The organism is Planctopirus sp. SH287 (assembly GCF_056500625.1).
This window is the reverse complement of record NZ_CM151403.1, coordinates 2,550,203-2,575,172: the sequence shown is the minus strand read 5'-3', so window position 1 is coordinate 2,575,172 and position 24,970 is coordinate 2,550,203. Positions and strand designations below refer to the sequence as shown.

Annotated in this window: 17 protein-coding genes; 12 read left to right on the top strand and 5 right to left on the bottom strand. The window is 52.8% G+C overall.

Annotated features, from left to right (window positions below; all coding sequences use genetic code 11):
- Positions 1 to 53: 53 nt before the first annotated feature.
- From SH287x_RS09640 to SH287x_RS09625, 4 genes are all read left to right on the top strand, one after another.
- Positions 54 to 2,588, top strand: coding sequence for a DUF1549 domain-containing protein (locus SH287x_RS09640; RefSeq protein WP_479518498.1), 2,535 nt, complete (start codon positions 54 to 56; stop codon positions 2,586 to 2,588).
- Positions 2,589 to 2,734: 146 nt separating this feature from the next.
- A complete protein-coding gene (locus SH287x_RS09635) occupies positions 2,735 to 5,074 on the top strand; it encodes a WD40 domain-containing protein (protein WP_479518497.1) in 2,340 nt (779 codons plus the stop codon).
- A 346-nt stretch (positions 5,075 to 5,420) separates the two neighbouring features.
- Positions 5,421 to 6,266, top strand: a complete 846-nt coding sequence (locus tag SH287x_RS09630; RefSeq protein WP_479518496.1) for a class I SAM-dependent methyltransferase — start codon at positions 5,421 to 5,423, stop codon at positions 6,264 to 6,266.
- Positions 6,267 to 6,669: 403 nt separating this feature from the next.
- On the top strand, positions 6,670 to 7,176 hold the full coding sequence (locus tag SH287x_RS09625) for a hypothetical protein (RefSeq protein ID WP_479518495.1): 507 nt from the start codon (positions 6,670 to 6,672) through the stop codon (positions 7,174 to 7,176).
- Between the two features lie 77 nt (positions 7,177 to 7,253).
- Here SH287x_RS09625 and SH287x_RS09620 read toward each other — a convergent pair whose 3' ends face one another.
- Positions 7,254 to 8,486 carry a DNA-binding transcriptional regulator gene (locus SH287x_RS09620; RefSeq protein WP_479518494.1) on the bottom strand — a complete coding sequence of 411 codons (1,233 nt, stop codon included), beginning with the start codon at positions 8,484 to 8,486 and terminating at the stop codon, positions 7,254 to 7,256.
- Between the two features lie 132 nt (positions 8,487 to 8,618).
- On the opposite strand from SH287x_RS09620, the gene SH287x_RS09615 reads away from it, so the two are divergent.
- The 5 genes from SH287x_RS09615 (at position 8,619) to SH287x_RS09595 (ending at position 16,075) form a co-directional block, all read left to right on the top strand.
- Complete coding sequence (locus tag SH287x_RS09615; RefSeq protein WP_479518493.1) at positions 8,619 to 9,926, top strand: Gfo/Idh/MocA family protein; 1,308 nt, start codon at positions 8,619 to 8,621, stop codon at positions 9,924 to 9,926.
- Positions 9,927 to 9,995: 69 nt separating this feature from the next.
- Positions 9,996 to 10,949 (top strand): sugar phosphate isomerase/epimerase family protein, encoded by a 954-nt coding sequence (locus tag SH287x_RS09610; protein WP_479518492.1) that lies wholly within the window; start codon positions 9,996 to 9,998, stop codon positions 10,947 to 10,949.
- 70 nt (positions 10,950 to 11,019) lie between these two features.
- Entirely contained in the window at positions 11,020 to 11,583 is a 564-nt protein-coding gene (locus tag SH287x_RS09605) for a DJ-1/PfpI family protein (RefSeq protein WP_479518491.1), read from the top strand.
- A gap of 439 nt (positions 11,584 to 12,022) precedes the next feature.
- Positions 12,023 to 14,647, top strand: a complete 2,625-nt coding sequence (locus tag SH287x_RS09600) for a DUF1592 domain-containing protein (protein WP_479518490.1) — start codon at positions 12,023 to 12,025, stop codon at positions 14,645 to 14,647.
- Positions 14,648 to 14,773: 126 nt separating this feature from the next.
- Positions 14,774 to 16,075, top strand: a complete 1,302-nt coding sequence (locus tag SH287x_RS09595) for a DUF1552 domain-containing protein (RefSeq protein WP_479518691.1) — start codon at positions 14,774 to 14,776, stop codon at positions 16,073 to 16,075.
- 183 nt (positions 16,076 to 16,258) lie between these two features.
- On the opposite strand, the gene SH287x_RS09590 is transcribed toward SH287x_RS09595, so the two are convergent.
- The 3 genes from SH287x_RS09590 to SH287x_RS09580 form a co-directional block, all read right to left on the bottom strand.
- Positions 16,259 to 16,621, bottom strand: coding sequence for a hypothetical protein (locus tag SH287x_RS09590; RefSeq protein WP_479518489.1), 363 nt, complete (start codon positions 16,619 to 16,621; stop codon positions 16,259 to 16,261).
- 113 nt (positions 16,622 to 16,734) lie between these two features.
- Complete coding sequence (locus tag SH287x_RS09585) at positions 16,735 to 17,733, bottom strand: DUF1559 domain-containing protein (RefSeq protein ID WP_479518488.1); 999 nt, start codon at positions 17,731 to 17,733, stop codon at positions 16,735 to 16,737.
- Positions 17,734 to 18,029: 296 nt separating this feature from the next.
- The gene (locus SH287x_RS09580; RefSeq protein ID WP_479518487.1) at positions 18,030 to 18,983 is read right to left on the bottom strand and encodes a ThuA domain-containing protein; all 954 of its coding nucleotides are present in this window, start codon (positions 18,981 to 18,983) and stop codon (positions 18,030 to 18,032) included.
- Between the two features lie 321 nt (positions 18,984 to 19,304).
- On the opposite strand from SH287x_RS09580, the gene SH287x_RS09575 reads away from it, so the two are divergent.
- The 3 genes from SH287x_RS09575 (at position 19,305) to argJ (ending at position 23,360) form a co-directional block, all read left to right on the top strand.
- Positions 19,305 to 21,110: a tetratricopeptide repeat protein gene (locus SH287x_RS09575; protein WP_479518486.1), complete on the top strand. Its 1,806-nt coding sequence runs from the start codon at positions 19,305 to 19,307 to the stop codon at positions 21,108 to 21,110.
- Positions 21,111 to 21,222: 112 nt separating this feature from the next.
- Entirely contained in the window at positions 21,223 to 21,963 is a 741-nt protein-coding gene (locus SH287x_RS09570) for a polyprenol monophosphomannose synthase (RefSeq protein ID WP_479518485.1), read from the top strand.
- Positions 21,964 to 22,166: 203 nt separating this feature from the next.
- Entirely contained in the window at positions 22,167 to 23,360 is a 1,194-nt protein-coding gene (gene argJ / locus SH287x_RS09565; protein ID WP_479518484.1) for a bifunctional glutamate N-acetyltransferase/amino-acid acetyltransferase ArgJ, read from the top strand.
- Positions 23,361 to 23,592: 232 nt separating this feature from the next.
- Here argJ and SH287x_RS09560 read toward each other — a convergent pair whose 3' ends face one another.
- On the bottom strand, positions 23,593 to 24,792 hold the full coding sequence (locus tag SH287x_RS09560) for an aminotransferase class V-fold PLP-dependent enzyme (RefSeq protein WP_479518483.1): 1,200 nt from the start codon (positions 24,790 to 24,792) through the stop codon (positions 23,593 to 23,595).
- Positions 24,793 to 24,970: the final 178 nt, after the last annotated feature.

The following is a 24,970-nucleotide window of genomic DNA, read 5'->3' as shown; positions in this document are numbered from 1 at the left end:
GAACCCTGTGAACGTCTCAATTGGTTACCTATCAGCGCTGATCAATTTTGAAAATGTCAGAGCTGCTTTCTCCCGATCAGGTGGTCGACATGTCTTCTCTCAACTGTTTTTTCACCAGCACAGCCGCACCGATCAAATCTGATCGAAAAGTTGTTTTTTACCGCCTCAATCTGGTGGTGGGATTTTTGAGTTTGAGCTTGTTTTCAACGGCTTCTGAGGCTTTAGCAGAAGCCAAAATCAAACAACTGAGGGTCTATCCAGAGAATGTCAAACTGGAAACTGCGGCGGATCGCCAGCTGATTGTTGTGCAGATCGTACGCGACGATGGCGTGACACAGGATGTGGGTTCCCAGGCCCAACTCAGCATGGTGAACTCCTCTCTGGCAAAAATCAGTGGAACCACGCTGACTCCATTGGCCGATGGCAAGTCAGAATTGAAAATTGAGTTTGGTGGCCAGACAAAGTTGATTCCTGTTGAAGTGACTCAGGCCACTACCTCCCGTGCGATCAGCTTCAAGCTCGACGTGATGCCGGTGTTTATGAAGGCTGGTTGCAACAGCGGAAGCTGTCATGGAGCGGCTCGCGGCAAAGATGGTTTCCGCCTGTCTCTCTTCGGCTACGATCCCAACGGTGACTATCATCGTGTTGTGCGTGAGCTTCCCGGTCGCCGAGTCGATATGGCCGTTCCTGAAGCCAGTCTCCTGGTGGAGAAATCGATTGGAGCCGTTCCTCATAGTGGTGGAAAGCGGTTTGAACTGAATTCCGAGCTGAATCAATCACTGGTTCAGTGGGTCGCGGCGAATTGCCCTCAGGATCCAGAGAATATTCCCACATGCACAGGACTCAGTCTTTATCCTCCCGATGGTGTTCTGGATGGTGAAGGGGCTACGCAACAAGTCACTGTGCGAGCAACTTACAGCGATGGCAGCGACCGTGATGTCACTCCGTTGACGCTCTTCATGTCAAATAACGACAACTCTGCGTCGATCAGCCAGGAAGGTCTGATTAAAGCCGGCGCTCGCGGCGAAGCCTTCGTCATGGCCCGGTTTGCTACGTTCACCGTTGGTTCCCACTTCGTTGTCCTTCCCAAGTGGAATCAATACGAAGCGAAGCCAATGCCAACTGTTAATTATGTGGATGAACTGGTTAACCAAAAGCTGATGAAGTTGCGAATCGAGCCTAGCGGCCGGGCGGATGATGAAGCCTTCTTGCGACGTGTCTACCTTGATCTGGTGGGGATCCTGCCAACTGAGGAAGAGTACGCCGCGTTTATGAGCAACTCATCACCTGATAAGCGTAATCAACTCATCGATGAATTGATTGAACGCAAAGAGTTCACAGAAGTCTGGGTCTCAAAATGGGCCGAGTGGCTCATGATGCGATCATCGAATCAGACCAGCTACAAATCGATTGTTCTTTACTACAACTGGCTGTCGGATCAGATTTCTCAGAACGTACCGCTCAATGTGATGGTTCGGGAAATCCTCTCAGCCAATGGAGGGACATTCAAAAACGCTCCGACGAACTTCTATCAGATTGAGCGAGACACGTTAAAAGTGTCTGAGAATGTCGCCCAGATCTTTATGGGAATGCGGACACAATGCGCTCAATGTCACAACCATCCGTTTGATCGTTGGACACAGGATGACTACTACTCGTTTGCGTCATTCTTCTCGCAGATTGGTCGAAAAGAAGCCGAGGATTACCGCGAAACCATTGTTTTCAACAGTGGTGGTGGAGAAGTGCGGCACCCCGTGACCAACAAGGTCATGGAACCGGTCTTCCTGGGCGGCCCCAAAGCGGAAACCAAGGGCAAGGATCGGCGGGAAGTTCTCGCCAATTGGCTGGCTTCGCCAGAGAATCCTTACTTCGCCGAGAATCTGGTGAATCGTGTCTGGCATCACTTTTATGGGATCGGAATTGTCGATCCGATTGACGATGTCCGAATCTCTAATCCTCCTTCCAATGAACCGTTGCTCAAAGAGCTTGCCAAGCGATTCACGGACTCGAATTACAACTTCAAGCAACTGGTTAAGGACATCGTCAAATCAGAGGCCTATCAGCGATCCACACAGCGCAATGAATCCAACGCGACGGATGAAAAGAATTTTGCCCATCAATCGCTGCGTCGCATCAAGGCTGAGTCGATGCTGGATGTGATCACTCAGGTGACGAATGGCCGTGAGAAATTCCGCGGACTGCCATTGGGCGCACGTGCTGTCCAGATCGCTGATGGACAGACTTCAAACTACTTCTTGACGACCTTTGGACGGGCCACGCGAGAAACGGCCTGTAGCTGTGAAGTCAAGATGGAACCGACATTGTCCCAAGCTCTGCACTTGCTCAATGGAGATACCTCCAATCAGAAGATGGCTCAGGGGAATCTGATCGGCAAACTTCTTCAGGAAAAAGTTCCTCCTGAAGAGATCGCCAATCGGCTTTACATTCGCTGCCTGTCGCGTCAACCAACTGCTCAGGAATGGGAAGTAATCAAGCCCGTTCTGGCAGAATCGACAGATAAAAAGCGAGATCTGGATGACATTTTCTGGGCACTGCTCAATAGCCGAGAATTCATTTTCAATCATTGATACCAGCGTCAGCCGCTCGTGAATGCGAAGGACATGGCCGTCAAGCCTGCTTTTATGGCTTGAGGTCATGCCCTGCATGAAAATGAATTTCAACAGCCAACATCCCGCCTTCCTCATGACCTGCCTGAAGAGTGAACCCCATCACCATGTCAACCAGCCTGTTCCGCAGATCGACGGCTTTCCAGCCCAGCAAGACTCCCTGGTTTGTCCGAACATTGGCATCTTCAGTGGTGCTGGTTGCTCTCTTCGCATATGCAAGTCTGGTAACTGCTCAAGAGAAGGATGCCGCAGGTAAACCGGCGGAGAAGAAGATCACTTACGAGGAGCACATCCTTCCTCTCTTTCGTGAAAAATGCGGGTCATGCCACAACGCCAATGACAAGAAAGGTGATCTGGTTCTGGACAACTACTCGGCAGCTATGCAGGGCGGTGCCTCGGGGGAAGTGATCAGTGCCAATGGAGAACCTTCTAATAGCCAGCTTTATCTGGTGATGACCCATGAATCTGAACCGGTCATGCCTCCTGGACAACCAAAACTGGCAGATGCACAACTGGAGCTTGTTCGCAAATGGATTGAACAAGGGGCACTGCAAAATGCGGGCAGTAAGGCCAAGATTAAAAAGAAGATCGTCGTCACCGCCTCAGCGGGTTCATCCATGAAGCGTCCTGAAGGCCCGGCTCCCATGCCTCAAGCCGCTTTACCATTGGAACCCGTGGTTGTCACATCGCGAGCCAATGCGGTGACGGCTCTTGCTGCAAACCCCTGGGCGCCGCTGCTCGCGGTCTCCAGCCACAAACAGATCCTTCTCTATCAGGCCCAAACACTTGATCTCCTCGGCGTCCTTCCGTTCCCTGAAGGCCAGGCTCAGATTCTGAAATTCAGCCGCAACGGATCTGTTCTGTTAGCGGGTGGCGGACGAGCGGGGCAGAACGGACATGTTGTCCTCTTCGATGTGAAGACGGGACGGCGCATTGCTCAAATTGGTGGTGAATATGACTCGGTACTCGCCGCTGATATCAGCCCGGATCTTTCATTAGTCGCTCTGGGCGGGCCTAAAAAAATGTTGCGAGTTTACGAGGTCGCCAGCGGTGATCTGGTCTATGAATCCAAAAAGCATACCGACTGGATCACTGCCATCGAGTTCAGTCCTGATGGTGTTTTGTTGGCCAGTGGTGATCGCAGTAATGGTCTCGTGGTCTGGGAAGCCTATACCGGCCGAGAATTCTATTTTCTGACAGGTCATACGGGAGCGATCAATGATGTCTCCTGGGCACCGGACAGTAATTTGCTCGCAAGCGGCAGCGAAGATGGCACCATCCGTCTCTGGGAAATGCAGAACGGAACACAAGTGAAAAATTTCAATGCCCATGGTGGCGGCGTCCAGGCACTCGATTTCACGCTGGATGTCAGGATTGTTTCGACAGGCCGAGACCGTGTCACCAAACTGTTCGATGCCAACGGCAACAAGCAGCGCGATTTTCCAGCAACCCCCGATGTGGGAATGGAAGTTTGTTTTTCCAGTGAAACAGACCGTGTGTATGCCGGCGATTTGTCCGGGCGATTGATGGCCTGGAACGCGAAGGATGGGTCTCCTGCTGGAGAGGTTCTCACCAATCCGGGTTCTGTCGCGGCTCAGTTGGCGAGTGCTCAGGCAGCAACTGAAAAAGCGAGACAGCAACTGGCCAGCGCGAAAAATGCCATTGATGGTTTGAAAAAGCAGTTGGCCGATCGTCAAACAGCGGCTGACAATGCCGGCAAAATGGTGGCAACAAAGGAATCGGAACTCAAAGACAAAGTGGCTGCAAAACAAACCAAAGAGCGTGAACTGACTCAGGCAGAATCACAGCTGGGTGGAATGAAACAGCAGGTGGCCAGCACGCAGCAGGAACTTGGTCGGCTGTCCAAGGAGTTGCAGGAGAGCCAAGCCCGCGCTGGCAATTTGAAAAAGGAATTATCCCGGCTGGAAGCCGCGATTGCCCCCGCTGAGGCTCGTTGGAATGAGGCCAAGCAAGCATTGGCTGACGATGGAGAAAACGAAGACAAAAAGAAAGCCATGGCTGATCGTGAAGCCGATGTCAAACAGGCACAGTCGGCTGTTGATACCGCAAAAAAAACTTTGCAGCCCGAGCTTGATAAGGTTTCTGTTCTTGAAAAGCAGTCGGCACAGGCCAGTGCACTTCTGGCAGATCAGCAAAAAGGATTTGAGCAGGCGACTGGGGTGTTCAATTCCTTGCGCCAACAGGTGAAGGAGACTGAAGCGACTCGTGCGAATGCCGAACAGTCTTTGAAAGCGGCTCGTGGTGAATCTGAGCGACTTGCCAAGCTGGCTCCTATTCAGCCTGATGAACAAAAGCAACTCAGCGAGAAAGAAGCAGCCTCCAATGCGGCTCAGGAATTAGTCACGCGCTGGCAAGCCCGTGTGGGGGCCATTCAGGCAGCAGCGGCACTCCCTCCACTTCCTGTGACAATCACCGAAGCGGAATAGTTGGCCAATCTCAACTCAGCGCATTGTCAAAGTATAAAACTCGGGTCTCTTCTGTTGTTAAGTCCGACAGCGGAGGACGTTGCGGCGACATCAACCCGAAGACAAAGCCGTGACACGGCACTCAGGAAAGCCGCGACGAGAAAAGTGCCTTGAGGGGCAGAGATAGGACAAGGTGACTTTATCGCAGTTGGCATGATGTCTTTTTGCAGGAATCTTCGTGCCGGGATCTTCATACCGGGGTTGGGTGACAAGCTGCCTGACAAGTGATTACGCTAACTGATATGTTACGCGTCGCGTCAATGACGGCGCAGTCAAAGATCGCGAATTGCCGGGCTGAGAAACCTCAATGTCACTGGATCCTTCGTCTCTCGAGACAACGAACAGTTTGCCACGTGATGAACGGCAGCAGTTTCTGGCGAGGAATAAAGTGGCCTGGGATCAACTGGCCAAAAATGGCAGCCCGTTTGCCCATGTTGCTAGCGATGAAGAGTGCAAAAAACCGCTGGCGACTCTCGACTCACGAGGTTGGCTCCCTCCTGATGTCCGTGGGATGAAAGTGCTTTGTCTGGCAGCGGGGGGAGGGTGGCAGTCCATTCTTTATGCCAGTGCTGGTGCCGAGGTGACGGTCGTTGATCTCAGCCCTGAAATGCTGGCTCTCGATGAACGCGAAGCCCGAAAGCGTGGCCTCACTGTCCGTACCATTGCGACATCGATGGATGATCTTTCGATGCTGGCTGATGCCACGTTTGATATTTCTCATCAGCCTGTCAGCACCTGCTACCTCCCTTCACTCAAGGAGATGTATCGCGAGTTGGCGCGGGTGACGAAACCGGGCGGACTCTATATCAGTCAGCACAAGCAGCCAGTGAGTTTGCAGATTTCCCATCGCGACCACCGCGATCGATATGTGCTGGGTGTGGAATATTATGATAAAGCTCCCCTCCCGATGATGGCAGATACTCTCTACCGTGAAAGTGGTGCTCAGGAATACATCCACCGTTGGGATGAACTGGTTGGCCTTTTGTGCCGTAGCGGCTTTGCCCTGGAAGACCTTGTTGAACCCCGCCGCGCTGATCCGCTGGCACCGCCCGGTTCAGCGGGGCATAGGGGACGGTATGTCGCCCCCTATGTTCGATTGAAGGCCCGCCGATTGGGCGAAACCATCGCGCCGCGTCACCTGATTCTTGGGTGATACCCATCCCACCTGATGCACATTCTCTGAATATGTCGCGTTTGTCGGCATAAAAACTCAGACTTTTTAAGTCAAATGGCGGACTTACACCCTCACTGACCCGGAAACGAGCATAAACCACAAGTATGGCACTTTGATTGCCGTGTGGGAATGTTTGTACCGTTACAGTGTCATGGCCAGCGAGTTTTTAAGAGTACATTTGCTCATATTCGCAAGCAATAAGCTCGTTTGAATAATGTAAGTTGTTTAGTTTTTTTGGTGTTTTCACCAATGGTCACTACCCAACACAGGCTGCTCTCCGAACAATAAAGGGATCGGTACGTCTCGATTGGAGTTTTCACTCCTAAGGCTCTTTATTGAGGCTGAGTGGATCCAACGCTATTTCTGGATGGGGAATCACCTTATGATCAAGTTTACACGTCCCTTGCGTTTTCTCCCTATCGCAGTGGTGGGATTGGGAGTGCTAATTTCTGGTTGTGGCGGGGGAGCAGAAGTTCCCAAAGATCGCTTAAAAACCTTTCCCGTGACCGGCAATGTGAAGCTGGATGGAGCGCCTCTGGCAGATGCCACGGTGACATTCCATGCTCCGGTCGTTCAGGGAGGGGGCAAACCTATTCCCAGTGCTATTGGAAAGACCGATAGTTCCGGCAACTATAAACTTAGTACCTATGAAGCCAATGACGGCGCTGTTCCGGGAAATTTCACTGTGAGTGTGATCAAACGGGAAATTCTGCCTCCCGCAGCGACTGAGACTAAAGGGGAATATGTCCCGCCAGATCCTAAAGCCAAGCCCGTGATTCCCAAGGCCCTTGTGCCTGAAAAGTACCTGGACGCCAAAAAGTCCGGTCTCACGGCCGCAGTGGAAGAAAAAGGGAAGCAGGAGTTCAATTTTGACCTGACAAGCAAGTAGTCAGGCGTTTTGAAATCACATTGCTGATGCCAGGGCATGATGCCAGGGCAGAGAGACATTTTCTCTGCCTTGACTGGTTAACTGAGTGGCCTTTCTCTGCGGATTTTGTCTGGTGAATCATCGCTCCGAAGTTGTTGGCGATCGAAGCCGCCTGCTCGAGTTTGTTTGCGATATTCACCGGGAGGAAGCCCATACATCTTGCGGAATGAGGTCGCGAGATAGTGCTTGTTGGTGAACGAGGTTTTCATCGCAATTTCATCCAGGCTCATGTCCGTTTCTTTCAGCAATTCAGCGGCCTGTTGAAGTTTGACTCGGTGGATCTCCCGGTTTGGAGAACATCCAAGAACTTCCCGGAATCCCCGTTCCAAAGTGCTGCGAGACAAGGGGATTTCCTTTAAGAGATCTGCCACCCTTAGCCCATCACAAGCTCTCTCATGGACTGCTCGCAGGGCTTTTCCCAAGAGAGGGTCTGCCACCGCAATCGTGTCGCTAGACCGACGGGTTACGATCCCTAATGGTGGAAATAACATGGGGGGCATTGACTGAATCGATTGTTCGGAAAATTCTCCTGACATCCAGCGATCAAGCATTGCGCAAGCTTCATAAGCGACACGTTCTCCCCCCAGGCGAACACTGGAAAGAGGAGGAGAACTGATGCCACACAGCGTTTCATCGTTCTCGACTCCCAGCACAGCCACATCATTCGGCACGGCCAATCCCGCGCGCTGACAGGCATCCAGTAACCAGAAGCCCAACTGATCCGTGCAGGCCATGATGCCGACTGGCTTGGGAAGTTCTTTCAGCCATGCGACAAGCTGTGCTTGCTGTCGTTCCCATTCTTTGGGCTTTTCCAGATTTGATGACTGCCGAAATCGGTGGCAAGATCGTCCCTCCTGCTCAAGATCATTAATGAAGCTCTGACTTCGCTGCTCGAAAAATGATTCTGTCGCCAAGTCATAGACGGCGTAATGTTGATAACCCCGTTCACGGAGATGCTGGGCACAAATCTGACCAACAGCCGAGTTATCAATCCCGACAAATGGGAATAGGTAGGGGCGTTTGGAGGCTCTTAATTCAATGGTGGGAACCTTGACGGCCTCAACCGCACGTTGAATGGCAGGCGTGGCTGTTCGCGTCAGAATTCCGTCGCCATCCCATTTTCTCAGCCACGCGGGGGGCTTGGATTCAAGATCACGAATCTCGGCAAAAATCGACCACGGCCCGTGTTGCGACACATATTGGCGTACTCCCTGAAGAAGTTCACGGCCATAAGCGCGCGATGTTTCGATGATGAGCGCGACACGTTTCATTTCACTCACCCTCCTTTGTGACAAAACAATATAACATCATTACGCAAAAACGCAACGACACTGTTGATGGATGGTGTAGTCTGTTAGTCTCAATACTTCAGCAGATCATTCTTCTTGAGGACTCACGAGACCATGTCGAATACGCTCTCACGCCGATCATGGCTTTCGTCGGCAGCGGCTGTGCCATTGGTTCCCTATCTGGTGGGAACCACACAAGCGGCTGATTCCCCAACTGAAAAGCCTCAACCGCCAGCCGCACGATTAGGAGTCGGAGCGATTGGATTGAGATATCAAGGTAGCGTGATTGCTCATAAGGCGCAGCTCTATGGCAATATCGTCGCGGTGTGTGATGTTGATCGGAATCTGAGAGATCAAGCGAAGGCTGCTTTTGGAAGCACTCCTTTTGCGTGTGAAGACTACCGGGATCTGCTGGCCCGCAAAGATGTGAATGTGGTGACGATTGGCACGCCAGACCATTGGCATACCAAAATGGTGATCGATGCCTGCCGGGCCGGGAAAGACGTCTATTGCGAAAAGCCTCTGACGCTCACGATTGATGAAGGAAAGCAGTTAACCCGCGTTGTGAAAGAAACGGGTCGGGTGGTGCAGGTTGGCTCATGGCAGAGGAGTGACGACCGCTTCCGCCTGGCGGTGGAACTCGTTCGCGCCGGCCGAATCGGTAAGCTTCAGAAGGTGGAAGTTGTTCTGGGTAAGAATGTGACCGGTGGGCCATTTGCCGTGCGTCCTGTGCCGGGAAATCTCAACTGGAACCTCTGGCAGGGTCAAACACCCGACGTCCCTTATATCGAAGAGCGCTCTCATTACACTTTTCGTTGGTGGTATGAGTATTCCGGCGGGCAGATGACCGACTGGGGCGCACACCATATCGACATTGCACAATGGGCGATTGATGCCAATCCCGTCGAAATTCATGGTACAGGAACGATGCCACACGTCCAGAATGGCTATAACGTCCCCATCGATTTCCATGTGACCTATAAATATAGCAACGGCGTCGTCATGACCGTCAGTGATCATGGCGATAACGGAATTCTCTTCACTGGTGATGAGGGCCGATTGTTCGTCAATCGAGGCAAGATTACCGGGGCACCTGTCGAGGCCCTCAAATCCAGACCGTTGAACCGGGAAGACTGGAAAGTCTATGCCCACGACAATCTGAGCCGCCCCCCACGCGCCGGTAAACTTGACGCCATCATTAACCACATGGGGAATTTTTTCGATTGTGTCGAATCGCGGCAAACGCCGATCTCGGATGTCGTCAGCCAGCACCGGAGTGTCTCGACCTGTCACCTGGGGAATATTTCCCTGCGATTGGGGCGTCCGCTTCAATGGAATCCGGATACAGAACAATTCGTGGGTGATCCGGAAGCTGACACGTGGTTAAAGCGAGAGCAAAGAAAAGGGTTTGAGACGGTCTAAGTCGTCTGTGTTATCTCTGGTTGAATCGTTCTTATTGAAATTCCCCCTGAAATTGCCTCTGGAGTTGTTATGTCGTTATCCCGTCGTCAATTTCTTGAAGCGACAACTGCGGGAGCCACTCTTGTGGGGATGTCAGTGGCCGGGATGTCCAGCCTGCCGCTGATTTCTTCGACGATGGCTGATTCGTCCAAGTCATTTCGTTTGAAGTATCTGTTGGGATCGAGCCTCTTTGGCTATAGCTCTTTGGCTGATATTCTGCCAGAAGTTGCGAAATCGGGTTCAGCAGCAATCGATATCTGGCCAAAGGTTCATGGTAATCAGCGCGAGCAGATTGACGAAATGGGGCTGGAAAAAGCCATGGAGTTGCTTCAATCTCATCAGGTCAAAGTGGGGTGTATCACTCAGTACAAGCTGGGGCCATTTGGTCTGAAAGAGGAGATGCGAGTCGCTCAGAAGTTTGGCTGCCAAACCATCGTCACAGGGGGATCAGGGCCTAAAGGTCTGGCGGGTTCAGAACTCAAGAATGCGGTCATCAGCTTCATTGAAAAACTGAAACCACATCTGGAAGTTGCCGAAGAAACCGGTGTGACGATTTCGATTGAGAACCATGTCAATAATCTGATTGAGTCACCTGACTCGTTACGCTACCTGGCGGAACTCCGGCCATCAAAATCACTGTCAATCGCATTTGCCCCTTATCACCTGCCTCAGGAAGAGAAGCTGATCAGTGGGTTGATCCAGGAGTTAGGCGACGCCATCACCGTCTTCTACGCCTGGCAGCATGGAAAAGGCTCGGGGAAAGGACTCACCAAAGAAGAAGAGTTGTTACAACTCCCTGGCCGCGGGCCACTGAACTTTGAGCCGCTGATTGCGGCGTTGCGTCAGATCAACTATCAAGGTTGGACAGAAATTTTCATGCACCCCTTCCCACGAGGGGTGTCGATGCTGGAAACTCCTGCTCAGGTGGCTGAGGAACTCAATCGTTCCCGTCATTATCTGGAATCGTTTATCACGAAGTCATAAAGTTGTGGCAAATCGGTCATCATGAGAGCCTGGTCAAAACAGGCGTTATCGTTCACGTTAGAGGAATCAAATGTCCCGGCCGAAAGTCCTTGTCATTATCGGCGATGCCACTGAGACAGTGGACACTCTCTACCCTTACTATCGCCTGATTGAAGGTGGGTTTCAACCGGTGGTGGCGGCACCTGAGAAACGCCGTTACCAGATGGTTCTTCACGAGGTGAAACCAGGCTGGACAATCACCAAAGAATGGGAAGGCTACTCGATCGAAGCCGAGGTTGCGTTCCATGAAATTCGTCCTGAAGATTATGCGGGGATCTTTTTTAGCGGCGGCCGTGCTCCCGAGTACATTCGCGAAGACGAAGATTTGCTACACATGACCCGCTGGTTCTGGGAGCATGGCAAACCCATGGCCAGTGTCTGTCACGGGGTAGAAATCCCGGCGCGTGCAGGCATTGTCAAAGGTCTGCGGATGGCAACGGTTGCAAAATGTCGCTTTGATCTCGAAGTGTGCGGCGGCATCTATGTCAACGAGCCTTGCGTGATTGATCGTCATATGGTCAGCGGACGGACTTACCACGACAGCGGCCACTTCGTCGGCCCCTGGATCAAAATGCTGGAAGCCCAAAGCCGGTAGTGCCGTGTCATAGCTTTGTCTTCGGGTTGATATCGCCGCAACGTCCTCCGTTGTCGGACTTAACAACAGAAGAGACCCGAATTTTATGCTTTGACAATGCAGTAGGGTTCCATCGGCCTGTTTGTAGACATTCAATGCGCCAATACTCTTAAAACTCTAACAAAAACTCTGATGCCACAGGATCTGAAGAAGCATTTCGCATTTCCAAACAAGCACAACCGGTTTTGTTAGGGCTTTATAGGGACTCTCTGGCAGAAGGATTCAGCGTGTGAATACCAATTCGATGTGACTTTTGACTCCCCGTCACTTCCCAATTGCGATAGAATGTTGATGTGTTGATTTGATGGCAGTGCCAGCCATTAAATCCGCTTGGCAGAAGAAGTATAAATCCGCCTGACTGATCGAGTTGGTGCGTCACTGAATCTTGCCATGAAAATCAATGCGTGAATTTCGGGATTGTGAGTGGAGAGGGCCAGACAAGATGCTGCGCGGGCTGATAGTGGCGGCAATTCTGGCGTTTTGGCACTCGCAGGGACTGGCGGATGCGTTGCCGGGCTTGATCAAATCAAATTGCGTGGCTTGTCATGATGCCGACTCCAAGTCTGGAAATCTGGATCTGACCTCCCTTTCAATGAACCTGACTGATCCGCGAAATGCTGAGATCTGGGTGCGAATTCATGACCGGGTGGCTGCTGGAGAAATGCCGCCCAAGGATGGTGATCCGATATCGCGGCCCAATCGCGATCAGATGCTGTCTTTGATCAGTAAGGCGATTATTGCAGCTGAAGTCACACGGACTTCGGTGGAAGGTCGAGCGACACGGCGGCGACTCAATCGGTTGGAATATGAGCAGACTGTTCGAGATCTGCTCGATGCCCAATGGCTTCCGCTCCGAACGATTCTGCCCGACGATGCCGTCTCTTATGGCTATAACAAAATTGGCGATGCGCTGGACGTTTCACACGTGCAGATGGCCCGCTACATGGAGGCTGCAGAATTTGCACTGAATGGCGTTATTGCGACGCAAACAAAAAAAACAGAACCAACAATCCGTAAATACTATGCCCGCGAGCAGCCGTCATTTACTCGAAAGATGACCTACAGCCAGTTCAATACAGCTCCCGAACGCGCCACGTTTCCCGCATTGGGGACTCAAGGGCAGCCTCTGGTTCGCAAAGGCGAGGCTCCGATGACCGTGGGAGAAGCTGATCCGAAAACCAGAGAGTTAGAAGGTGTGGGTCTGGTTCAGGGGGCTTATGAACCCGTGGAACCCAAGTTTGATCAATTCCGGGCACAAGTTTCCGGTCGATACAAACTCCGATTCATGGCTCAATCGGCCTGGGTTGGGCCGAATGGTTCCAATTACAATTTGAAAAATCCCGAGGCCCGTTCCCCGAAATGGTTCATCCCCAATCTGGATGATATCCGTAAGGGGAAACGCTCGGAACCGGTCACGATCTATGCCGAAAGACCACCCCGTCAATTGCGACGGATCGGTTCTTTTGATGTCCATCCTGATGCCAGTGTTCATGAGATGGAAGTTGACTTGTTGGCAGGTGAAACCATTCGCCCGGATGCCTCGCGGCTGTTCCGATCCCGACCAGGTGAAACTCGCTGGCAGAATCCGCTGGCTCAGCAGGATGGCCAGCCTGGGGTTGTTTATCGTTGGCTGGAAGTGGAAGGCCCGATCTACGATGTCTGGCCACCGCGCGGCCATGAGTTACTCTTCAGTGATCTCCCCATGAAATTGAATGGGAAGACCGTTGAGATTATTTCAAAAGATCCACCAGCAGACGCAAAACGCCTGCTGGATCGCTTTGTGCAGCAGGCCTATCGTCGACCGGTGAGTGAGTCAGAGCGTTTGCGGTTTCTGCCTGTGATCAGCCAGCAATTGGCCAGTGGTGCGTCATTCAAGAACGCCATGTTAGCTGGGTATACCGCAGTGCTGTGCTCGCCAGAATTTACGACCTGTCATTCGGAGCCGGGGACACTGGATGATTACACACTGGCTTCTCGGCTTTCCTATTTCCTCTGGAATTCTCCTCCTGATAGAGAACTGAGAGAAGCCGCTTCGCGAGGTGAGTTACGTCATCCGAGGTCACTCCGCCAGCAGACTCAACGATTGCTCAGTGATCCTCGCAGTGATCGCTTTGTTGAGGCCTATCTCGATTATTGGCTGGATCTGCGAAAGATCCTCGATAACTCGCCGGATAGCAGTCTCTATGGAGATTACTATCTGGACGATTGGTTAACCGATTCGGCGATTGAAGAGACTCGTCTTTACTTTAAGGAAATGATCAAGCAGAACCTTCCTGTAAAAAATGTGGTGGCATCGGACTTTACATTCGCCAATGAGCGGTTGGCCATTCATTATGGCTTGCCCGCCATGGAAGGTGACACGCTGCGTAAAGTGAAGCTGCCTGCAAACAGTGTCCGTGGAGGTTTTTTGACACAAGCCAGTGTTCTGACCGTCACGGCCAATGGAACCACAACGTCTCCTGTGGTTCGTGGGGCCTGGGTGATGGATCGAATTCTGGGGAAGACACCACTGCCTCCGCCCCCGGTTCCAGCGGTTGAACCTGATTTACGAGGTGCTACAACCATTCGTGAGCAATTGGCCAAACACCGCAATCAGGCCTCTTGCGCCAGTTGCCATATCAACATCGATCCTCCTGGTTTTGCTTTAGAGTGCTTCGATGTTGCGGGGGGCTTCCGTTCCAAATATCGCGCGCTGGCCGATAAAGGAAAACGGGTCAACGGGTTTGCAAAGAGCGGGCAGCCATTCCAGTTTGCAGAGAGTTTGCCAGTGGATACGACGGGGAATCTCGCCACGGGTGAAGCCTTCAAAGACATTAAAGAATTCAAACGTCTGCTTGTAAAAAATGAGCGTCAACTGGCCCGCAATCTTGTGGGGCAGTTGGCAACCTATGCCACCGGGGCGCCTGTTCGATTCAGTGATCGCCAGGAGATTGAACAAATTCTGGATCGCACTCAAGCCACGGGTTATCGGACAGCCGATCTCATCCATGGATTGGTGCAAAGCCGCCTTTTCTGCGACAAGTAAACTTTTTCCGTAGTGCCGTGTCACGGCTTGGTCTTGGGGTTCAACACGCTAAAACGTCCACCCCTGTCGGACATTACAACTTGTTTAACCCCACTTTCAGGTTTGACAGACCAGTAGGAACAGATGATGAACATAGTCACTCGTATGGCGTTGCCGCGGCGGCAGTTTCTTAAAGCAGCCGGTGTTGGCCTGGCTCTCCCGTTGCTGGAGTCGATGACTCCGGCATTTGCTAAAGCTCGCGAAGAAGCGAATGTCCCTCGCCGCTTCATGGGGATCTGTAACAACCTGGGAGTGTTGCCTGATCATTTCTTTCCCAAGGGAGCAGGTCGAGATTATGAAGCGTCCACCTATTTGAAACATCTGGAAAAGTACCGCAACGACTTCACGGTTTTTAGTGGTGTTTCTCATCCTGACGTCGATGGCGGGCACCCCGCAGATATCTGTTTTTTGACAGCGGCGCCCCATCCTTCCAGTGGCGGATTTCGTAACACGATTTCGCTGGATCAGTACATTGCCGAACAGATCGGCGTGAAGACCCGGTTTCCTTCGCTCACGCTGGGTGTGAACACGGCTCGGGGACAGCGCAGCCTTTCCTGGACAGGTTCAGGCGTCTTGATCCCTTGCGAAGAAAAGGCCTCGTCTGTTTTTCGCTCAATGTTTACTCAAGGCTCTCCCGCCGAAGTGAACGCCCAGATTAAAAAACTGGAGCAGGGACGCAGCATTCTGGATGCGGTTGCCGGTCAGGCCAAGGATCTGCAAAAGAAGCTCCCATCGCGCGATCAGGATCGATTGAATCAATACTTCGAGAGCGTCCGTGATCTCGAGCAGCGATTGACCGTCAGTAAAGAGTGGGAACTCAAGCCGAAGCCCAAGGCACCTGTGCCAGTTCCAGCTGATGTCACGACACCAGCCGAGTACATGGCCAAAACCCGGCTGATGTATGACATGGCCCGCCTGGCTTTTGAAAGTGACTCCACCCGCTGTGTGACTTTGATGCTGGATAGCGTCAACTCACCAGTCCTCGATCTGGAAGATTTTGATATCAAGGAGGGGTATCACAATCTCTCCCACCACGGCAAATCCCCAGATAAACTGGCACAACTCAAGGCCATCGACGAATGGCATATGAAGTTGCTGGGTGAGATGATGGGATCTTTGAAGACTGCCAAAGAAGGAGGGCAGCCGTTGCTGGATCGAACAATGATTCTGTACGGTTCCAACCTGGGAAATGCCGCGACACACGTGACGACGAACCTGCCTGTGCTATTGGCCGGTGGTGGCTTTGAGCATGGGCAGCATTTGGCATTTGACCGTGAAAGAAACTACCCGCTACCAAACCTGTTTGTGAGCATGCTTCAGAGAATGGGGTTAGAAGCGGATCGATTCGCCAGCTCAACAGGCACTATGCGCGGTCTCCGAATGGCCTAATGCTGTGTTTGGCTTATCAAGTTTGGCAGGTAACAAGAAGCATCCGAGATATTGGCCGTGTTTGCCTATCGCGGATGCCTGACGGCTCAACCCATGGGCTTGGCTCTGGAGAGTTTTATCCCGCTCCAAGCCCATGTCGCTCTGAGTCGTCACCAAGATTCCGTTGAGTCAGGCGACCAGGGATTACTTGGATTGGGAGTCTGGCAAAGGAGCGGCCGGAAGCTTGGCGAGAATCGCTTTGGCATTGGCAGATACACTCCGAGGTTCTGCCAGCAGTTTCTCCACAAGGGGCTTGAGCGTTGTCAGGTCGACGCCTTCGGTTCCCTCGAGTTTGTCAGCCATAGCCGTGAGTTCGCCGGATCCACTATCGAGTTGGCCAGACTGGGCCAGACCTGTGATGTTGGCCCGGAAGATCTCCAGCGGAGCAGGTTGTGTCAAAACCTGTTTGTCATACTTTTGCTGACGATCACCACAGCCAACAAGGCCAACGGTCGAGGCGATACCGACAAAACAAAGTGTCTTCATAACACTTGAAGCCAAACGCATGAGAGGCACTTTCCTGGTTTTGAGGGGAGTCGAAGATTCCATTGATACGGAAAACGCTCTTTTCAACAAATCAAAGCTTGTCGAAAAGAGCGTTTGAATTGTGGAAGGTGGAATTAGAATTCACCCAGAACATTGCCGTCATCACGTCCGCCGGCGCGCTGCCAAGTCAGCAGGTCGATGTTTTCGCCCACAAATCGTACCGAACCATCACCCATCAAAGCGTGAGCACCACCAGTATGGCGGCTGCGGGCTGGATAAACCCCGCTGCGATCGGCACATTCACTGAAGTTACCACCGAAGGCACAAGTGCGGCTTTTCCAATTAGGAGGAGCTGCGGTATTGAACTGGGCATGCGCCGCATGTGGCGACGACCAATCCCGGCCACACCGGCTTTGCGAATCCTGGGAGGTCGAGGGTGTGCTACAGGCTGTGGTAATCGCTGCTAAATCAGCAACAGTGGGAAAAGCATTATTGGAAAGCGTACCCAGAGGAGATGTCAGAGCCTGGACGATATCACTATCAGAATCGGTTCCCGTATTGGAATCGCCTTTGAGCATCTCTCCGGCCAGCACGGTGTTAGACGTTCCGTCTGTCGCATCACGAATGCCGGTGGCCTTCAATCGCTGGATCAACCCGTTAGAAGCCCCTGTGTTTGAATAGAAATCAAGGTTTGAACCCGCTGATCCTGAATAGTTCAAGCCGTTTTCTGCACCACCCCACGCCCGATCAGAAGGACAGAGCAGACCAGGGATTTTGGCGTTAATGACCGCTGTCGTCTGGCTGCGAAAGTGCTCGTTAAAATTGTACAGATTGTACAGTGGCCCTTGATCGATAAACGGGAGAATCGCCACCCACAGGCCACGGCCTTTCCAGCCTTCGTTGGCAGCAATGCGGCTCGCAATTTGCGCCTGCCCGGGGGGGAACATCTGAAAATTGTCGTGGTAATTGTGCAGAGCCAACCCCAGTTGCTTGAGGTTATTGCGGCATTGAGTGCGGCGCGCCGCTTCGCGCGCCTGCTGGACAGCGGGCAGCAGCAGAGCGATCAAAATCGCGATAATCGCGATCACGACCAGCAGTTCAATCAAAGTGAAACCAGAGCGACGAGCCTTCATGAAAGATTCCTCAGAGTAAAAAAAACAAAAGTATGGAGTGTTTTTCACTATGGTGATAAACACATCCCCGTTCAATTATATGTGAATACACCATAATTTCAACCTTTGTTAATAATCATGTGGCTAAATTGACATGAAGTTGAATTTCGTGTGAATAGTTGCTTCTCGCAAGTAATGGCTTAAAAAAATATCAGCCCTGCAAGCGGGAAGTGCCTGCAGGGCTGATCAGTCATCTTTTTGGCAGTCAGAAAGTGAAGGCCATCAGAGAATTGGCCAATGGCAAGAGGAATAAAAAGTTACTTGGAAGTTGGCAGTGACTTCTCGGGAATGGGCTTTAAGCCAGGAAGTTCAATGGGGGCGATTCCACTTCCTTCAAAGCCGGGAGCTGGCTGGCCGTTTTCCTGAAGTTTCCCCACCGTCCAAAGGGTGCCGCGTGTCACCACACCCAGCCACTCTTCTGTCAGCATGGTTTCATTGTGGTGCCCCAGAGTGGTGCCAAAGACCTTGGTCTTGCCCAGTGTGTTCACCCAGATCACCGGGTGCTCAGCCATGGTTTCTGGCCCGAATGCCGTTGCCAAAGGCGTGCAATTTGGCCAGATTTTTTCAATCACATAGAGTTCACCGTTCGGCGTTGTCCACTTGGCAGGAAACCCTTGCATCACAGGATGCCTGGGGGCAACGTTGATCACATTTTCAGGGCGGCCTTTCTCGTGACGCTTGGAAGTCACGCCAATCAACTCCCGCCAACCTTCGGCAATTGCGCCGGCGCTACGATAACTGTGCATCGAACAATGAATGAAGATCGCGGGCTTGCCTTCTAAATGAGCTTTAAGAATACGCTTGATGAATGCCTCATCCTTCACGTCACCAAAGCATTCGTTGTGAATGATCACGTCGTAATTGTCCGCCCAGTTTTCCTCGTTGTACTTGGAAATCATGTGGTCTTTACGGCCGTCTCCCTCTTCGACAACGTCCACGTGGATTTTGGCACGCTGAGCAAGCCCTTGGGAAATGATGATTTGCTGGCGTGGATAATCATGACAGCACCCGCCAGAAATCAGCAGAGCTTTGATGGCTGCCGCTGCTTTGCCCTGAGTCACTGGAGTTCCATCCTGAGCATTGGCAGGTGTTCCCCAAGCCACGCACCAGATCGCCACGACAATAAATGCCAGCTCCCTTCGGTGAGAGATTTTTAACAGGGCCATTACTCCGGAACCAACAAAAGGCTGCCTGGCTGTCATTGAAATCATTGAACGGCCCTGGTCAAAGAAGAGGGGATGGGGTGCTCATCAACAGAGGCAAACATCGTATCAACACTTTGTGATGAAAGGTACCTTGTGACAGTTCGCAACAAGAACTTGTTGTGGCATCTTTACACGCCGCAATTTCTGCGTGATACTGGAGTTTGAAATGCCGCACAGCGTCCTCCTGTCCCTGTCCGTTGCTTTCCGGCAATAGACAGCGGGCGCCCGTGCATCGGCCATACGCTTCTATGAGTCTGTCTTATCAGCGGTGGCAAAGTGCGGGCCCATCAGAGATGCCAATCAGGCTTGGGGGGAATCATGCCTTTGATGAAATTAACTGCCAAAGATCACGGCCTTCATCGTTCACTTCGCCGTGTGGGTCAATACGGTGTTAATCAATACTGTGCGGATCAATGGGGACGATTTTGTATTCGCCTATTGGCGGTGATGATCGTTGTGCAGGCGATGTGCGAATTTGACGTTGTCTGCCTGGCACAAGGGTCTGGATCACCACACTCCTCTGGCTATCGTCCGGGGCGCCCTTATGCTTACGGCCCTGGTGGCTACTCTGGATCAAGGTCGTATGCTGGTTGGGGAGTCAATGTCCAAGGGGCGGGCTGGGTGGGAAATACGTTCACCTCGGGGGGCATGATCACCTATACGGCTCCCTTCCCTGCGTATTATGGCGGCTGGGGAAATTATGGGGCCATTCCCTATTCCACCGGCTGGGGAGCTTACGGCCCAGGCATGACTGGCCCGATTGGTGGGTACTCCTGGGGAGTGGAGCAGACCGGCCCAGGGTGGAGGCCATCTCGTGGCGCTAATGTCTACACGCCGGCATGGGGGCCAAATGGTTTTCAAAACCAATATGTCGGAACCTATGGCGGACTTGGCCCGCTGGGGGGAAGTCCGCTGACTCCCGCACCTTCAAATCCTGCATGGAACCCGAATGCTGCTCCACTGGGTGCAGGCGGGTTCGGCCCACAAGGAGATTTGAATGTTGGCCCCATTCCCGATCAGTTCGGGATCGATGCTGCCATCGTAGAACCGGCTCAACGACCGGTTGCCTCTTCTACGCCTGATGCGAAAATCAAAAGTCTGGAAGCTCAAAGTCTGGGTGATCATTGGTTGCGTCAACAGCAGTGGGCGAAGGCTTTTCTGGAATATCGCCGGGCTGTTTCATTGGCAGATGACCGGGCTGAGGCCCATTTCCGCACAGGTGTTTGTCTGGCGGCAATGGGGCGTCATTCGTCAGCAGTGGCCTATTTCAAGCGAGCGCTCCATCTGCAACCCTTGCTGGCACGTGAGGGCGAATCACTGACAGTGATCATGGGGCCGGAAAATCAACTGGCTCGAATGAATACCATTCACAGGGCCAGTGATTGGGTCAGAGAAGACATCCGTGATACCGATCGACTTTTCCTGCTCGGGCTACTTTTGCACTTTGATCGCGATCCCCGATCCATTGAGATTCTTCAAGCCGGCTTACAAATGGCAGGAAGAGGGCCTCATTTTGAAGTGCTGCTTAAGAGCCAATTGGCTGCTTCCAACGAACCGGAACAAAAAAATCTCCCACTGCCGGGAAATTCGGGAGGGTTGATCGATCCCCTCGGGCGATCCCATTCCCCAGGGCAAGTTGGCGGGACAGCGCGCCCGTTGCCGGGCATGGCCCAGCCCTCAGCACCAAACTTGCGACCATCACCTGTTAACCCACCGACCTCCAGCTACACCGTGATTCAACCACGGGGAACCAACCCTCGTGGCCAGAGTGCATTACCGGGATCAAGACCTCAAGTTCCGGCTTTTACGCCTCCTGATGTCGCAGCGCCATCCATCGATTTACCACCTCTGCCATCGCGGGAACTGTCACCCATCGACATGCAACCTCCTGCACCACGATTGGATGAATTGCCGAAAGGCGGGAACAATGAGGTAACGGCCCCTCTCCCACCACCACCCGTTGCTCCGATTCCAGACGAACCTCCTGTTGCGCCAATGGCAAACACAATTCCTGTTGCACCAATGACAAAGCCGAAGGCTCCGGGGGGACTAAGTACCGGGACAACATCACAGGGAAATTCAACGGGAACATCACAGGGGAGTGGCCCCATCCTTCCGCTTCCGGCTCCTTGATTCATTGAGCAATTTCGGAAAGCGACCTGAATTGCCGGCATTCACTGAACCTTGATAAAAATTCATGTGCCCGGTTCCTGCGAGACTTACAACGACGAATTGATCCCTCACAATGACTGATGTTTCTGGCACGCGAACTGTAATCACTCTTTGTACTTACAATGAACGAGAAAATATCCGTCTGCTGATCCCCGAGATTCGCGCGCAATTGCCAGCCGCGACAATTCTGGTGATCGACGACAGCTCCCCCGATGGGACTGCGGACGTCGTCAGAGAGTTCGCAGCCGTTGACGATCACGTCACATTAATGCTGCGGAAAAGCAAAGAAGGGCTGGGAGCGGCGCTTCTGGCAGCACTTCGCTGGGCTTGCGATTCTGATTTTGATGAACTCATCAACATGGATGCCGACTTTAGCCATCATCCCCGCTATCTCCCCGCGTTAGTGGCAGGGATGGCGCAGGCCGATGTGGTCATCGGCTCACGATACGTGAAGGGCGGGGGCGTCGTGGGTTGGCCCGCCACTCGCCGCTGGATGAGCTTTCTGGTCAATGGCTATGCCCGCCTGCTTCTGGGAATCAAAGCCAGAGATACCAGCGGCTCATTTCGCTGCTATCGACTTAGCATCCTTCGTCAACTTGACCTCGATCTCGTGCGTTCGCGAGGCTATGCCTTCATGGAAGAAATCCTTTATCGGGTACAAGCAGTGGGTGCAAAAATCATTGAGACACCCATTACCTTTGAAGACCGCCAGATTGGCCAGTCAAAAATCAACTGGAAAGTGGCGTTCGTCGCACTGTGGGATATTTTCTGTGTGAGATGCGAGCGTCTGCGGGGTCGGAAAGTCACCAGGTAAATCCCTCCGATGTTTCACTATCCCACGGATCTCACCAGAAACTTGGAACCGAGTCGCTTGAATCGACTGCTGTCAGGTCGTAGGCCCCAGTTGCACTACAGTTGCAATGAACGGTTCGCGACTTTTCTCATGGCATCGGTTTGATTACGCTGCCAAAAAATTCCCGCGTACTGATTGATGAACCACGCTTGAGGATTGGGTGAATGACAACGCCATTGCCTGCCGGATTCCAGACTGCTGCTGTGGAAGCAGGTGTGAAGCCGGGGACGAGCCGACTTGACCTGGCACTCTTTATTTCTGAGGCACCCTGTGCGGCTGCCGGCGTTTTTACGACGAACCTCGTGTGTGGGGCACCCGTGAAGGTTTCCCGCGAGCGATTGCCCCGAGCCACAGCGCGGGGAGTGGTGATCAACGCAGGGAATGCGAACGCCTGCACCGGAGATCAGGGGATTCGCGACGCTCAGGCCATGGCGAGTGCCGTCGGAGCAGCGATTGGCTGTGAAGGGGACGACATTCTCGTCTGTTCGACGGGAGTGATTGGTCGGCTGTTGCCCATCGAAAAAATCGTAACGGCCATTGGTGTGGCGGGCCAGCAACTTTCACCAGGCACCGATTCATTCGATCAAGCCGCCCGTTCGATCATGACGACGGACACGTTCCCTAAGCAGGTGACTCGCGAGTTGCATCTTGCCGGTGGGAATGTGCGCATCACGGGGGTTTGCAAAGGAGCCGCGATGATCGCTCCCAATATGGCCACGATGCTGTGCGTGATCATGACCGATGCGAAGTCAACACCAGAGGTACTGCAAGAAGCGTTGTCGGCAGCCGTGAGTGACAGTTTCAACTGCATCAGCGTTGATGGACATGAAAGCACGAGCGACTCGGTCATCCTTCTCGCGAATGGTCTTTCTGAGGTGGAATGCACCAGTGGTGAAGCGAAAACATTGTTTTCCAAATGTGTCGCCGATGTGGCGATGGAGTTGGCACAGTTAATCATCAAGGATGCCGAGGGGGCCTCACACTTTGTCACGATTGATGTCTCTGGCTGTCGGTCACGTGATGAAGCGTTTCAAATTGCCAAGACCGTTGCTGACAGTGCGCTGGTGAAGACGGCGATTTGCGGGGCCGATCCGAACTGGGGGCGGATTGTCTCAGCCGCAGGTTACGCCGGTGTACCACTTCAAGAAGAAGACGTATCCCTGTGGGTCAATGGTATCGCTCTTTATGAATCAGGCGTGCCACTGGCTTTTGATGCCGCCGCCGCTTCGATATCGATGCGAGAAAACCGCGACATCCACATCGATCTCAAACTGACTCACGGCAACTCGAGCATCCGCTTCTGGACAAGCGACCTCACCAAAGAATACGTCGCCCTCAACGCCGACTACACCACCTAACCCCTTGCGGGGTTTGTGGCGGCGTATGAGGGTCCGTTGTTCATCCACGTTTGGGTCTTACGCCGCCAGGGTGCTTTCTGTTTGTTGTCCGTACCCCACGGGTGCTTTGGGCCTTCGGCGTTCAAAGGTTCTCGTTCTTGTTGGGCATCTGGTGTATTCCAAAAGGGCTTCGGGCCTCTCGGTCAGGTTTGTTCAACAGGCAGTGAGTTAATTCGCTCAGCAAGCTCATCAGCTACCAGCATTTGCCGCGCAGCTTCTTGAGTGTCTCTTCCAGGAGGCGAAGATCTTGACGGTCGTTGTAGAGGTGGCAGGAAATACGCAAATGGCGGATGCCGTTCCAGAACATGACGGGAGCTTCAATGCGTGCCTCTTCCCAGAGACCGACCTGAATGGGGTCGGAATCAGCTTTGGGAAGGGGAATGTCAGTGGCAGGTAAGGGGACTGCGACCATTGTGCCGCTCCATGCCATGTCGGCTGGAGCTGTTGCCTTTGTTCCAAAGAGGTCTTCAAGGAGCGCGCGAGCCTCGTACGCTAAAGCAAACCCACGCTGGCGGAAATAATCCAGGCCGAACGATTCCATGAACTCGATGGCTGCGGGAACAGCCAGATAATGATCGGGGTCGCGTGTCCCCTGCCAGCGAAGTTCATCCTGCCAGGTTGCCTTACGTCCCGAAATCGGGCGGCCCCAGCTGAGCATCGGAGCGCGAACTTTTGTTTGCCATTCGGGTGCGACGTAAAGAAATCCCGTTCCCAATGGAGCACAGAGCCACTTGTGAAGGCTCGCGCAGTAGAAGGCGGCTCCCAGTTCACCAAGTGAGAAATCCTGCATGGCAATCGCATGCGGGCCATCGACGACAACGGGAATCTCTCGTTCTGAAAAGGCGGCGATCAGCGATTTCATCGGAAAGACAGTGGCTGTGGCCGACGTGACATGACTGAGAATAACCAGCCGTGTTCGAGGGGTGACCGCACTCAACAGCGGCTCGACGACATCGGCGGGATCATGAAAAGGACGCAAAGTCGCCGTCACCAGTTTTGCGCCCGCGGCTAAGCAGGCACGTTCCCAAATACGGCGGACAGCACCGTATTCGTGATCGTTAAAGAGAACTTCGTCTCCCGGCATCAGGTCAAAGGACGCAGCGACGACATTCATTGCTGTCGTGGCGTTCTCGATGAAGAGCAGGTCGTTGGGGGAACAGTTCAGAAAGGTGCCCAGTACCGATTTGGCTTTTTCTAATTCGGCATCCAGTTCACGAACGAAGCCGTTCATGGGATTGGAGGCAAGCCGTTGCGACCAGTGGTAACGAGCTTCCTGTACAAGACGAGGGGTGGGGCCAAAAGAGCCATGATTGAGATAAGTGACCCCTTCGGCAATATCCCAGAAACGTTTTTTGATGTCGCTGGCGTCATTGAGTTGCAGGGGATCGGTCATGGGTGATCGGCAATAATTTCGGGACAGTAGGGAGCAATGGGAATGGCACTGGCCGAATTGTAATCAACGTTTCGTGAAGAAGCTGGCTTCCCCCTTTGCAAAACGTCTTGTTCCCAGCCACAATGCGACGAATTCGCATGCGTTGATCCTCTGCGGTTGACGAATGAGTTTTTTCAAA

Coding starts and splice junctions, on each gene's coding strand:
- SH287x_RS09640 (WP_479518498.1), top strand. CDS start 54: ATGTCAGAGCTGCTTTCTCCCGATCAGGTGGTCGACATGTCTTCTCTC.
- SH287x_RS09635 (WP_479518497.1), top strand. CDS start 2,735: ATGTCAACCAGCCTGTTCCGCAGATCGACGGCTTTCCAGCCCAGCAAG.
- SH287x_RS09630 (WP_479518496.1), top strand. CDS start 5,421: ATGTCACTGGATCCTTCGTCTCTCGAGACAACGAACAGTTTGCCACGT.
- SH287x_RS09625 (WP_479518495.1), top strand. CDS start 6,670: ATGATCAAGTTTACACGTCCCTTGCGTTTTCTCCCTATCGCAGTGGTG.
- SH287x_RS09620 (WP_479518494.1), bottom strand. CDS start 8,486: ATGAAACGTGTCGCGCTCATCATCGAAACATCGCGCGCTTATGGCCGT.
- SH287x_RS09615 (WP_479518493.1), top strand. CDS start 8,619: ATGTCGAATACGCTCTCACGCCGATCATGGCTTTCGTCGGCAGCGGCT.
- SH287x_RS09610 (WP_479518492.1), top strand. CDS start 9,996: ATGTCGTTATCCCGTCGTCAATTTCTTGAAGCGACAACTGCGGGAGCC.
- SH287x_RS09605 (WP_479518491.1), top strand. CDS start 11,020: ATGTCCCGGCCGAAAGTCCTTGTCATTATCGGCGATGCCACTGAGACA.
- SH287x_RS09600 (WP_479518490.1), top strand. CDS start 12,023: ATGCGTGAATTTCGGGATTGTGAGTGGAGAGGGCCAGACAAGATGCTG.
- SH287x_RS09595 (WP_479518691.1), top strand. CDS start 14,774: ATGAACATAGTCACTCGTATGGCGTTGCCGCGGCGGCAGTTTCTTAAA.
- SH287x_RS09590 (WP_479518489.1), bottom strand. CDS start 16,621: ATGCGTTTGGCTTCAAGTGTTATGAAGACACTTTGTTTTGTCGGTATC.
- SH287x_RS09585 (WP_479518488.1), bottom strand. CDS start 17,733: ATGAAGGCTCGTCGCTCTGGTTTCACTTTGATTGAACTGCTGGTCGTG.
- SH287x_RS09580 (WP_479518487.1), bottom strand. CDS start 18,983: ATGATTTCAATGACAGCCAGGCAGCCTTTTGTTGGTTCCGGAGTAATG.
- SH287x_RS09575 (WP_479518486.1), top strand. CDS start 19,305: ATGAAATTAACTGCCAAAGATCACGGCCTTCATCGTTCACTTCGCCGT.
- SH287x_RS09570 (WP_479518485.1), top strand. CDS start 21,223: ATGACTGATGTTTCTGGCACGCGAACTGTAATCACTCTTTGTACTTAC.
- argJ (WP_479518484.1), top strand. CDS start 22,167: ATGACAACGCCATTGCCTGCCGGATTCCAGACTGCTGCTGTGGAAGCA.
- SH287x_RS09560 (WP_479518483.1), bottom strand. CDS start 24,792: ATGACCGATCCCCTGCAACTCAATGACGCCAGCGACATCAAAAAACGT.